11 protein-coding genes and 1 tRNA gene are annotated in these 12380 nt (G+C 65.1%); 10 read left to right on the forward strand and 2 right to left on the reverse strand.

Annotated elements, in window-relative coordinates:
- The 9 genes from ACYP5B_RS15090 to ACYP5B_RS15130 form a co-directional block, all read left to right on the forward strand.
- Positions 1-400: thiamine pyrophosphate-dependent enzyme (locus tag ACYP5B_RS15090; RefSeq protein ID WP_459570248.1), on the forward strand; the 400-nt coding region annotated here is incomplete at its 5' end.
- A gap of 77 nt (positions 401-477) precedes the next feature.
- Positions 478-1518, forward strand: coding sequence for a phosphate acetyltransferase (gene pta / locus ACYP5B_RS15095; RefSeq protein WP_459570249.1), 1041 nt, complete (start codon positions 478-480; stop codon positions 1516-1518).
- Positions 1515-2276: a TSUP family transporter gene (locus ACYP5B_RS15100; protein ID WP_459570250.1), complete on the forward strand. Its 762-nt coding sequence runs from the start codon at positions 1515-1517 to the stop codon at positions 2274-2276. Before pta ends, ACYP5B_RS15100 begins: the two co-directional genes overlap by 4 nt.
- A gap of 84 nt (positions 2277-2360) precedes the next feature.
- Positions 2361-2437 (forward strand) — tRNA-Arg (locus tag ACYP5B_RS15105).
- A gap of 354 nt (positions 2438-2791) precedes the next feature.
- The gene (locus tag ACYP5B_RS15110; protein ID WP_400102819.1) at positions 2792-3670 is read left to right on the forward strand and encodes a LysR substrate-binding domain-containing protein; all 879 of its coding nucleotides are present in this window, start codon (positions 2792-2794) and stop codon (positions 3668-3670) included.
- A gap of 203 nt (positions 3671-3873) precedes the next feature.
- Positions 3874-4623, forward strand: a complete 750-nt coding sequence (locus ACYP5B_RS15115; RefSeq protein WP_400102812.1) for an SDR family NAD(P)-dependent oxidoreductase — start codon at positions 3874-3876, stop codon at positions 4621-4623.
- 91 nt (positions 4624-4714) lie between these two features.
- Positions 4715-6040, forward strand: a complete 1326-nt coding sequence (locus ACYP5B_RS15120) for an MFS transporter (RefSeq protein WP_459570251.1) — start codon at positions 4715-4717, stop codon at positions 6038-6040.
- Positions 6041-6085: 45 nt separating this feature from the next.
- Positions 6086-6931 carry a transketolase gene (locus tag ACYP5B_RS15125; protein ID WP_459570252.1) on the forward strand — a complete coding sequence of 282 codons (846 nt, stop codon included), beginning with the start codon at positions 6086-6088 and terminating at the stop codon, positions 6929-6931.
- Positions 6928-7929 (forward strand): transketolase family protein, encoded by a 1002-nt coding sequence (locus tag ACYP5B_RS15130; RefSeq protein WP_459570253.1) that lies wholly within the window; start codon positions 6928-6930, stop codon positions 7927-7929. Before ACYP5B_RS15125 ends, ACYP5B_RS15130 begins: the two co-directional genes overlap by 4 nt.
- 40 nt (positions 7930-7969) lie before the next feature.
- Here the strand turns inward: ACYP5B_RS15130 and ACYP5B_RS15135 are convergent, their stop codons facing one another.
- Together ACYP5B_RS15135 and ACYP5B_RS15140 are read right to left on the reverse strand one after the other, a co-directional pair.
- Positions 7970-9691 (reverse strand): cobaltochelatase CobT-related protein, encoded by a 1722-nt coding sequence (locus ACYP5B_RS15135; protein WP_459570254.1) that lies wholly within the window; start codon positions 9689-9691, stop codon positions 7970-7972.
- A complete protein-coding gene (locus tag ACYP5B_RS15140; RefSeq protein WP_400102817.1) occupies positions 9691-10668 on the reverse strand; it encodes an AAA family ATPase in 978 nt (325 codons plus the stop codon). The genes ACYP5B_RS15135 and ACYP5B_RS15140 overlap by 1 nt, the downstream gene beginning before the upstream one ends.
- A gap of 183 nt (positions 10669-10851) precedes the next feature.
- Between ACYP5B_RS15140 and xsc the strand changes: the two genes are divergently transcribed.
- Positions 10852-12380, forward strand: a 1529-nt coding sequence (gene xsc / locus ACYP5B_RS15145; protein ID WP_459570255.1) for a sulfoacetaldehyde acetyltransferase, incomplete at its 3' end; no start/stop codon positions are given.

The raw sequence follows: 12380 nt of genomic DNA on the forward strand, positions 1-12380 counted from the left end.
CGTGTCATACGCCGGTGACGGCGCCTGGGGCATGAGCCTGATGGAGACCATGACCGCCGTGCGCCACAACATCCCGGTGACGGCCGTGGTGTTCCATAACCGCCAGTGGGGCGCGGAGAAGAAGAACCAGGTGGACTTCTATAACCGCCGCTTCGTGGCGGGCGAGCTGGACAACCAGAGCTTTGCCGAGATCGCCCGCGCCATGGGTGCCGAAGGCATCGTGGTGGACAAGCTGGAGGACGTGGGCCCGGCACTCAAGCGCGCCATCGACCTGCAGATGAACCACGGCAAGACCACCATCATCGAGATCATGTGCACCCGTGAGCTCGGCGACCCGTTCCGCCGCGATGCGCTGGCCAAGCCCGTGCGCATGCTCGACAAGTACAAGGACTACGTTTGAGCCAGTGAGTCAGCGGGCGTTTGGCCGGAAGCGGCGTCCGCTGCTTCCGGCCATCTTCATTCTGAGCGAACCCCACCATGAAAGCGATCAACCGCATCATCGAGCGCGCCCGCGCGCAACCCCGGCGCATCGTGCTGTGCGAGGCCGAAGACCCGCGCATCCTGCAGGCCGCGCAACGCGCGACCCGCGAGGGCATAGCGCGCATCGTGCTGGTGGGTGATGCCGCGCGCGTCCGCCAGGCGGCCGCCAGCGAGGCCATCGACCTTGCCGGCATGGACCTGATCGACCCCGCCACCTCCGCGCTCACACCGTCCCTCGCGCAAAAGCTGTTCGCCCTGCGCGCCAAAAAGGGCATGACGCTGGAAGACGCCAGGCACGAGGTGCTCAAGCCCCTGTGCTTCGCCAACCTGATGGTGCGCCTGGGCCACGCGGACGGCTCGGTGGCCGGCGCCGTGCACACCACCGCCGACGTGGTGCGCACCGCCATCCAGGTCATCGGCATTCACCCGGCGTTCAAACTGGTATCGAGCTTCTTCCTGATGATGCTGTGCGAGCCGTTCCATGCCTTGAAGGGCGGCTTGATTTTTTCCGATTGCGGGCTGGTGGTGGACCCCGACGCCTTTGCGCTGGCCGAGATCGCGATGGCTGCGGCCGACAGCGCGCAAAACCTGCTGATGGATGCGCCGCGCGTAGCCATGCTGTCGTTCTCCACCAGCGGCAGCGCCCGGCATGCCGCGGTCGACAAAGTGGTGGAAGCCACGCGCCTGGTGCAGGCGCAGCGCCCGGCACTGGCCATCGATGGCGACGTGCAGCTCGATGCCGCCATCGTTGCCGAGATTGCCAGGAAGAAGATCGAGCACTCCAAGGTGGAAGGCCGCGCCAATGTACTGGTCTTTCCCAGCCTGGAAGCCGGCAATATCGGCTACAAGCTGGCCGAGCGCGTGGGCGGCGCCAAGGCCATCGGGCCCTTGCTGCAAGGGCTGCAGAAACCGGCCAACGATCTGTCGCGCGGCTGCAGCGCCGACGATGTGTTCTATGTGATCGCCGTCACCGCGGTGCAGGCACAGGCCGCCGCGCAGGGCCAGACGCAAGCCCCGATGGCCGCGTGCCAGCCATGACCGCAAGCCACCTGCTGCCGCTGCTCGCGCTGATGGGCGCGGCAAGCTACTTCCAGACGGTGACCGGCTTTGGCCTGGGCATGATCGTGATGGGCGCGACCAGCGGGCTGGACCTCGCGCCGGTGGCCACCGTCGCCACGCTGGTGAGCCTGGTGACACTCGCCAACAGCGCCGTGGCGCTGCCCGGCAAGCTGCATCACATCGACTGGCGCGCTGTGGGCGCGGCCACGCTCGGCATTCTGCCCTCGGTGGTGGTTGGCGTGCTGATCCTCGACTACCTGAGCAGCGCCGCCGCCGGCGTCCTGCAAATGCTGCTGGGCGCGGTGGTGCTGTACGGCGGCCTTAGCGCGGCGCTGCGCCCTGCCCCACTGCTGCGGCGCTCCGGTGATCGCAGCTTCTTTGTGAGCGGCATTTTTGGCGGGTTGCTTAGCGGCATGTTCGGCGTGTCCGGGCCGCCGCTGGTTTTTCAGTTCTATCGCCAGCCGCTCTCGCTGGTGGAGATCCGCTGCGCGCTGATTCTCGTGTTCACGGCGACCTCGGTCACGCGCACATTGTTCAGTGCGTGGCAGGGACAACTGAGTGCCGATATCTGGGTGCAGGCCGCGCTTGCCGTGCCGGTTGTGGCGTTGACCACGATTGCGGCCCGGCGGTATCCGCCACCGCTGTCGGCGGTGGCAACGCGGCGGATTGCATTTGGGGTGCTGGTGGTGATTGGGGGATACCTGATGCTGCCGGGGCTGATTGAGCTGGTAACTTAGCTCGCCACTTTGGGGTAGTGCCCACTTTTATCTGCAAACCCCCTTGTATTTTTCGCCAGGTGCGATATAGTCCTGCCCTCGCGTGCGGCTGTAGCTCAGTTGGATAGAGTACTTGGCTACGAACCAAGGGGTCGTGGGTTCGAATCCTGCCAGCCGCACCACCTGATACGAGTAGCAAACCAACGGCTTAGAGATTTTTGGTCTCTAAGCCGTTTTTGCGTTTACCTCAAGCAGGTACCGGACCCCGGCAATACGCTGAATCCGGGACGGATTTTCGATTGATTCCGCGGCCCGCATGCAGGCAGGCCACAACGCGCCCTCGGGCCAACGGCTGCCCCATACGATATGATCATCGCGGAACCCGCCAAGGCAGCGCTGTAGTCCAGCGCGCCTGGCGCGCCCTGCCAGGCCTCGGGCGCATGCCGATCACCCGGCCGGCCGAGGCTGGCGGCGACGACATGCCTTTGATCATCCAGTCGTCCAATCGTCCTATCGGCGTTACCAGAGAGCCAGACATGCGCATTCCGCCGCTGAAGTCGATCATCGCGTTCGAGAGCGTCGCGAGAACGAAAAGCGTAAGCCGGGCGTCCGAGGAACTGGGCCTGACCGCCTCAGCGGTGAGCCATCAGATTGCCAACCTCGAGACCATCATTGGCCAGCCGCTCTTCGTCCGGCAGGGGCGGGGCCTGGTTCTCACGCCAGTCGGCGAGCAATACCTGCGCGACGTGACGGGATCGCTTGCGGAACTGAACCGCGCCACCGAGCGCGCATCGAGCCAGGCTGAGGTCGAGATACTCAGGGTGCATTCGAGCCCGAGCTTCGGCCTGATGTGGCTGCTGCCGCGGCTGAAATCGTTCCAGGCCGACAATGGCGACATCCAGCTGAATATCGCCTGCTCCTACGAGGATGTCTCCTTCACCAGCGGCTACTACGACGTCGATATCCGCTACGGCTATGCGCACTGGCGCGACCTCCAGGTCAAGACACTGCGCAACGAGTTCATCGCGCCGCTGGCCTCTCCCGAGTACCTTGCCAGGCACCCTATCCGCACGCCCGCTGACCTGCTGGGCCAGCGCCTGGTTTTCTCCGAGACGCCGCTTGTCCAGTGGCAGCAGTGGTTCGCCAGGTTCGGCGTCTGCGCCGAGCACCAGGCATTCGACTTTTCCTTTGACCGCTCGTACATGTCGCTGGAGACCGCGGCCTTGGGCATTGGCGTTGCACTGGAAAGCATGCTGCTGGCGTCCGTCCATATCAGCAAGGGCACGCTGGTGCCGGTCTTTGACCAGACCTATGCGGTCGAGGTAGGCGGACACCACATTGTCTGCCCATCGCAGAATGCGGATCTGCCCCGCGTACAGCGGTTTCTCGACTGGATCGACCGCGAATTGAAGTAGACCTGCGGCATGTTTGTGGCCTAGGGATTGCCTTATGGATTGCCTTTTGGGCTGCCTTTATTGTGCATCGCACCATAGCCTCGCCTCCCGGAATCGAATCCCTCATCTGAAAATTTCTCAGCAATAGCTGAGGCGGACTGCGTTGATCCGCACCTCGCCAGGCACGACACTCAAGCCATCATTTCAACAGTCAGGAGACAGACATGATGCTCGAGAACAAAGTCGTGATCGTAACCGGCGCCGCATCCCCGCGCGGCATCGGCAGGGCAACGGCAAGCGCCCTTGCCGCGCAAGGCGCCAAGGTGGTGGTGCTGGACCTGCAGCAGGCAGACGCCGAACGGGCAGCGCTGGAACTTGGCGAAGGCCATCTCGGCATCGCATGCGATGTGACAGACCGGGAGGCCTGCCAGCGTGCGGCACAGGCTACCCTGGAAAAATACGGCCGGATCGATGGCCTGGTCAACAACGCCGGCATTACCCAACCGGTACGGACGCTGGACATCCAGCCCGCCAACTTCGATGCCGTCGTCGATGTGAACCTGCGCGGCACCCTCTACATGTCACAGGCCGTCCTCCCGCAAATGAAGGAGCAAAAGCGCGGCAGCATCGTTTGCATGTCGTCGGTGTCGGCGCAACGTGGCGGCGGCATCTTCGGTGGTCCGCACTACAGCGCGGCGAAGGCGGGCGTGCTTGGCCTGGCGCGTGCCATGGCCCGCGAATTCGGTGGCGACAACATTCGCGTCAACTCCATCACGCCGGGCCTGATCCAGACCGACATCACCGGCGACAAGCTCACGGTGGAAATGCGCGCCGACATCATCAAGGGGATTCCGCTGGGCCGCCTGGGCGACGCCGCCGACGTGGCCAACGCTTGCCTCTTCCTGATCAGCGACCTGTCCGGTTACCTGACGGGCATCACGCTCGACGTCAATGGCGGGATGCTGATTCACTGATCGTCCATCGGCTGCCGCCTTCAACGGGCGGAACATCGGGCCGAACATTCAGCGCACCCGGGCAAAACCGGGGCGCATGGCAGGAGACACCATGAAGACCAAGTACGCTTCGCCCGTCGCGGGCGATGTGGTGGCGCACGCGGATGCCGCCACCTTCGAATCGAAGACCTACGCAAAAGTGGTACGGCGCCTGATACCGTTCCTCATGCTCTGCTATCTCGGCGCCTACCTGGACCGGGTCAACGTGGGGTTCGCCAAGCTGCAGATGCTTAACGACCTGCGCTTCAGCGAAACGATCTATGGCCTGGGCGCCGGCATCTTCTTTCTTGGGTATTTCATCTTCGAAGTCCCGAGCAACATGATTCTGCATAAGGTGGGCGCGCGCAACTGGCTCGCGCGCATCATGCTGACGTGGGCTGTGATCTCGGCGAGCTTTGCGTTTGTCAGCACCCCCACCTCCTTTTACGTGTTGCGTTTCCTGCTAGGCGTGGCGGAGGCCGGATTTGCGCCTGGGGTCATTCTTTACATGACCTATTGGTTCCCTTCGGAACGGCGGGCCAAGGCGTTATCGATGTTCTTCATGGCCATACCGCTGGCCGGCATCGTGGGCGGCCCGCTCTCCGGCTACATCATGCATGCGTTCCACGGTGTGCTGGACCTGGCCGGGTGGAAGTGGTTGTTCATGCTGGAAGCACTGCCCTCGCTCTTTCTCGGCGTAGCCATCCTGCTCTACCTTGACAACGGCATCCAGAGCGCCAAGTGGCTCACCCAGGCAGAAAAGGCACTGCTTGCGCGGAACGTTGCCGGCGACAACGCGCAGAAGGTCATGCACGTGTCGACGCGCGCGTTCATCGCCGATCGCCGGCTCTGGCTGATGGCGGCCATCTACTTCTGCGTCGTGCTCGGCCAGTATGGCTTGACGTTCTGGCTGCCCACCATCGTCAGGAAGGCCGGTGTCGCGGATCCGCTGTGGGTTGGCATCCTCACCGCCTTGCCGTACCTGTGCGCGATCATCGCGCTGCCGTTGGTCGGCATGAGCGCCGACCGCCACCGCGAGCGGCGCCTGCACCTGGCGATCCCGATGCTGGTGGCGGCAGCTGCCTTTGCGACGCTTCCCCTGCTTGGCAGCGTCGCGGCTTCGATCGTCTGCCTGAGCATCGCCGCAGCCGGCATCCTGACTTCATCATCGCAGTTCTGGGCATTGCCCACCGCGCTACTGGGCGGCATGTCGGCAGCTGCCGGGATCGCCGCGGTCAATTGCTTTGCCAACCTGGCCGGCTTCTTTTCCCCGGCCATCGTAGGCTGGCTCAATGACCTGACCGGCAAATCCACGGCCGGCCTGATCTTCATCTCGGTTGCCATCGTTCTTGGCGCGTCGCTGGTCTTCCTTGTCCCGGCAAGGACCGTCAACCGTTGAAACTTCCCCTTGACCAACAGATACAGATACACGCAGGAGACGAACATGAATGCATCATCATCCGACGCGCCCGTGCCATTGCCAGAGCGCGCCTATCGCATCCGCAGGAATGCCCTGTTGATGGGTGAAGTGCAGGGCCAGGGCTATATCGGGCAAGCACTCGACATTGCAGACGTCCTTGCCGTCGCGTACTTCGGTGCCATGCGCTACCGGCCGGAAGATCCGGAGTGGGAGGGGCGCGATCGCTTCCTCCTGTCCAACGGGCACTACGCCATTGCCCTGTACGCCGCCTTGTTCGAAGCAGGCATCCTGCCAGCGGACGAACTGGCGACGTATGGCAGCGACGATAGCCGCCTGCCGATGTCAGGCATGGCAAGTTATACGCCAGGCATGGAGATGTCTGGCGGATCCCTGGGACAAGGCCTGACGATTGCCGTTGGCCGCTGCCTTGGCCTCAAGCGCAAGGGCTCCGATGCCTTTGTCTATACGCTGTTCTCCGATGGCGAACTGGATGAAGGCGCGATCTGGGAAGGGATCATGTCGGCGAGCCACTGGAAGCTGGACAACCTCATCGCCATTGTCGACGTCAACAACCAGCAGGCCGACGGGCCATCGACGCAGATCATGGCGTTCGAGCCGCTGGTGGAAAAGCTGGAGGCGTTCGGCTGGTTCACGCAGCGCGTCGATGGCAACGATATCGCGGCGGTTGCGGCGGCATTCGACGCGGCGCGGTCGCATCCGGGCGCGCAGCCCCGCATGATTGTCTGCGATACGCGCATGGGCTGCGGCGTTCCTTTCCTGGAACAACGCGAGAAGAACCACTTTATCCGCGTCGACGCCCACGAGTGGCAGCTCGCGCTGGAGGCACTGGAAGCCGGGAGGCAAGCATGAGCAACGCAACCTTGAACAAGCCGCGTCTGAAGACGTCAGCCATGATCGCATCGATAGCCGCAGAGGGCCAGGCGACGCGCCCTGCCCCGTTCGGACACGCGCTCGTGGAACTGGCCCGCAACAAGCCCGACGTCATCGGCATGACGGCGGACCTCGGCAAGTACACCGACCTGCATCTCTTTGCGAAGGCGTTCCCCGAGCGCTACTACCAGATGGGCATGGCCGAGCAGTTGCTGATGGGCGCCGCCGCCGGCCTTGCGCACGAGGGGGCACAACCCTTTGTCACCACGTACGCGGTGTTTGCCACGCGCCGCGCCTATGACTTCATGCACCAGGCCATCGCCGAAGACAACCTGGACGTGAAGATCGTCTGCGCGCTGCCCGGCCTGACGACAGGCTACGGGCCAAGCCATCAGGCTGCCGAGGACCTGGCGTTGATGCGCGCGATGCCAAACATGACCGTCATCGATCCGTGCGACGCGCTGGACATCGAGCAAATGGTGCCGGCCATCGCGGCGCATCGCGGCCCTGTCTACGCGCGGCTGCTGCGCGGCAACGTTCCCGTGGTGCTCGATGAATATGACTATCGCTTTGAGCTAGGCAAGGCAAAGCTGCTGCGCGACGGCGCGGAGGTGCTGGTGATTTCGTCGGGCATCATGACGATGCGCACGCTCGAAGTGGCCAAGGCGCTGGAGGCGGATCGCATCGGCACGGCCGTGCTGCACGTGCCGACGGTCAAGCCCCTAGACACCGAAACCATCGTGCGCGAGGCAAGACGCTCTGGCCGGCTCATCGTTGTTGCCGAGAACCACACGGTGATCGGTGGCCTTGGCGAAGGCGTGGCGGCCGCGCTGATGCGCGCGGGCGTTAGCGCGCCATTCCGGCAGATTGGCCTTCCGGATGCGTTCCTCGACGCCGGGGCATTGCCTACGCTGCATGATCGCTACGGCATTTCGACCAACGTCATGGCGGCAACCATCAAGGGTTGGCTCGGCTAAGGGGAGCCAAGCCGCGGCGGCTCGGCTGCGGGGAGGCCAATCACCGCCTCCACCCAATCCACCCCACAATCTCCCCGAACACCGGCATGTCCATCGGCACAGACAAGTCCAGCGCCAGGTTGCGGCGGTAATACGGACTCAGGTCCAGCCCCACGCCAAGCCCCAGCACCTCCACGTCGCGCAGCGTTTCATGCCGCGCCACCACTTCCTTCAGGTGGTTGTCCAGGTAAAACGCATCGTTGGCTTGCCCCGTGGCGCTGTCCATCGGGCTGCCGTCCGAGATCACGATCAGGATCCGGCGGGCCTCGGCGCGGGCCAGCAACCGCGCGCAGGCCCAGTCGACCGCCTCGCCGTCCACGCCTTCGCGGAACAGGTCGGCCTTGAACAGCGCGGCGATGCTGGCACGGGCCCGCCGCCAGCTTGTGGCGGCGTCCTTGAACACCATGTGGCAGGTTTCATTGAGCCGGCCGGGATGCGCGGGGCGGCCCCGGGCCAGCCAGTCGAGCCGGGCGCGGCCGCCATTCCACGCGCCGGTGGTGAAGCCCAGCACCTCGCTGGCCACGCCGGCCTGGTCGAGCGCGCGGGTGAGGATGTCGACCATCATGGCGACCGGCTCGATATGCGCTTTCATCGAGCCCGAGCAATCGATCAGGAAGCTCACCGCGCAATCCGCCTGCAGCCGGTGCCGCTCTTGCCGGAACAGCCGGCGCTCGGCCGGCGAGCTGACCAGTTGCGCGAGGCGCCGGCCGTCTATGCGGCCGTCTTCCTCGCCGAAGGACCAGCCATCGCGCTGCGGCACGGCGAGCGATGCCGTAAGCGCGCGCGCCAGCGTTGCCACGTTGATGCCTTGTTCGGCGATGCGCCGGTCCAGGCGTTCGCGATATTCCGCCAGCAGATCGTTGCGCACCAGCGTGCCGGGGGCGATTTCCCGGTCGTAGCGCGTGGTGTAGGCGCGGTAGCCGTGGTCGGATGCGTGCAGCACGCGGCTGTTGCCGGTGGCGGCCATGGCCATGGCTTCGACCTCATCGTCCTCGAAGCCGAGCGCTAGTGAGAACGCCACGCGCACGGCTTCGTTGTCTTCCGCGTCTTCGGCATCGCCTTGCGCGCCGCCCGGGTGGTTTGCGCGCAGCATCTCGCCCACCAGGCGAGCCAGTTCGAGGGCATGGACGGCAAATGCGCCCTGCTCCGCACGGTGCCGGCGCAAGCCCGCCAGCGACACGCCGAGCGCCGGCACGATGGCCGCGCGCGTGGCTTCGATCAGGTCTTCGGTGTCTTCCAGCACCGGCCAGCCGGACAGGCGCGACCATGCGATCTGCGCCACGGTGTAGAGCAGGATACCAAGGTGGCTCTCGGCCAGGCCGCTGCGATGGAACGCGCGGGACCAGGCCTCGAAGCGGTGGCGCAGGTTCTGCGCCAGGCCGGGCATGCCGGCGGGCAGCCGGGATTCGCAGCGCAGTTGTTCCAGCAGTTCGAATACCAGCCGTTCCACCGGATCTGCCGGGCACAACTGCTTGTGCAGATCCGCGTTGGAATGCGCAAGCCGCAACGCCGCGCCATCGGCAGCGCCGCGCAGGGACGCAAAATCGTCCGCCTGCGGGTCGGTGCGCAGATGCGGCGCATGCAGCGGCAGTGGCCGCAGATCGCGGCACAGGCGGCCATCGCGGTAATGCAGCGCGCCGTCGCCGGTGAGGGCGCGCACCGCCGCCGCGCACAGGGCCTCGCGCTGCTGGCCGCGGCGGGCTGCCTGCCGGTCCGTCGTCATCAGCGCGGCTCCGGCACACCGTTGCGCGCGGCTTCCACCTCCCGGCCAAAGCAGCGCTGGAAGTACTCGCCCACGATCGGGCGCTCTGCGTCATCGCATTTGTTGAGAAAGCTCAGCCGGAACGCCAGCGCCGGATCGCGGAAGATCTGGCAGTTCTCCGCCCAGCTGATCACCGTGCGCGGCGACATCAGCGTGGACAGGTCGCCCGTGGCAAAGCCCTTGCGCGTGAGCTCGGCCACGCTCACCATCGACTCGATCAGCGCACGGCCGGCGTCATCGGCCAGCTCCGGCACGCGGGCCAGCACGATGCCGGCCTCTTCCGCGCGCGGCAGGTAGTTGAGCGTGGCGACCACGTTCCAGCGGTCCATCTGCGCGTGGTTCAGCATCTGGGTGCCGTGGTACAGGCCGTTCAGGTTGCCGAGCCCCACCGTGTTGGTGGTGGCGAACATGCGGAACGACGGATGGGGATGGATCACGCGGTTCTGGTCGAGCAGCGTGAACTTGCCGTCGCGCTCCAGCATGCGCTGGATCACGAACATCACATCGGGGCGGCCCGCATCGTATTCGTCAAAGATCAGCGCCACCGGGCGCTGCAGCGCCCACGGCACGATCCCTTCCTGGAATTCGGTGACCTGGCGGCCGTCGCGCACCACGATGGCGTCCTTGCCGACCAGGTCCAGCCGGCTGATATGGCCGTCGAGGTTCACGCGCACGCAAGGCCAGTTCAGGCGCGCCGCCACCTGCTCGATATGGGTCGACTTGCCGGTGCCGTGCAGCCCCTGCACCATTACGCGGCGATCCCGCGTAAAGCCGGCAAGAATCGCCAGCGTCACTTCCGGGTTGAAGCGGTAGGCCTCGTCGATCTCCGGCACGTGATCGTCGCGCTCGCTGAATGCCGGCACCATCAGGCCGGAGTCGATGCCAAACAGGGTGCGCACCGCGACCATCTTGTCCGGTTTGCCAGTCACGATATCCATCACGTTGGTCTCCTTTGGGCGCCGCCCTTTCAGCCATGATAGAGCAGTTTCAATTTTAGATACAAATCATCTCGTTTATTGAAATCACCTATTGACCTTCGACGCGGGCCGACCTACATTTCACTCAACAAACACTTTTCGGGACGATTAGTTCCGTTTTGATAACTAGACCGGAGACACACCATGAGTGAACACCTGCCTGAAGCCCTCAAGACCAGCGCGCTGCCCGCCACCACCGGCCCGCAGGAGATGACTCCGTCGGAAGCCTTTGTCGAGACCCTCGCCGCCAACGGCGTCACCGACATGTTCGGCATCATGGGTTCGGCCTTCATGGACGCCATGGACATCTTCGCCCCCGCCGGCATCCGCCTGATCCCCGTGGTGCACGAGCAAGGCGCAGGGCACATGGCCGATGGCTATGCCCGCGTCTCGGGCCGCCACGGCGTGGTCATCGGCCAGAACGGCCCTGGCATCAGCAACTGCGTCACCGCCATCGCCGCCGCTTACTGGGCACATAGCCCGGTGGTCATCGTCACCCCCGAGGCCGGCACCATGGGCATTGGCCTGGGCGGCTTCCAGGAAGCCAAGCAGTTGCCGATGTTCCAGGAGTTCACCAAGTACCAGGGGCACGTCACCCACCCGGCCCGCATGGCCGAGTTCACCGGCCGCTGCTTTGACCGCGCCATGGCCGAGATGGGCCCGACCCAGCTCAACATCCCGCGCGACTACTTCTACGGCCAGATCAAGGCCGAGATCCCCCTGCCCCAGCGCCTGGACCGCGGCCCCGGCGGCGACCAGCGCCTGAACGAAGCCGCCGAGCTGATCGCCAAGGCCAAGTTCCCCGTCATCATCTCCGGCGGTGGCGTGGTCATGGCCGACGCCATCGAGGAATGCCAGGCACTGGCCGAGCGGCTCGGCGCGCCGGTGGTCAACAGCTACCTGCATAACGACTCCTTCCCCGCCAGCCACCCGCTGTGGTGCGGCCCGCTCGGCTACCAGGGCTCCAAGGCAGCCATGAAGCTACTCGCCCGCGCCGATGTGGTCATCGCCCTCGGTTCGCGCCTCGGACCCTTCGGCACCCTGCCCCAGCACGGCATGGACTACTGGCCCAAGCACGCCAAGATCATCCAGATCGACGCCGACCATAAGATGCTCGGCCTGGTGAAGAAGATCTCGGTGGGCATCTGCGGCGATGCCAAGGCAGCCGCCGTCGCCCTGACCGAGCGCCTGGCCGGCCGCACGCTGGCGTGCGACGCCTCGCGCGAAGACCGCGCCGGCCAGATCGCCGCCGAGAAGGCCGCGTGGGAGAAGGAACTCGACGAGTGGACCCACGAGCGCGACCCGTACAGCCTGGACATGATCGAGGAACAGAAGCAGGAGCGCACGCCCACCGGCGGCCACTACCTGCATCCGCGCCAGGTGCTGCGCGAGCTGGAAAAGGCCATGCCGGAAGACGTGATGGTGGCAACCGACATCGGCAACATCAACTCGGTGGCCAACAGCTACCTGCGCTTCAACAAGCCGCGCAGCTTCTTTGCCGCCATGAGCTGGGGCAACTGCGGCTACGCCTTCCCCACCATCATGGGCGCCAAGGTGGCCGCACCGCATCGCCCGGCCGTGTCATACGCCGGTGACGGCGCCTGGGGCATGAGCCTGATGGAGACCATGACCGCCGTGCGCCACAACATCCCGGTGACGGCCGTGGTGTTCCA

Source organism: Cupriavidus sp. 8B (genome assembly GCF_054589115.1).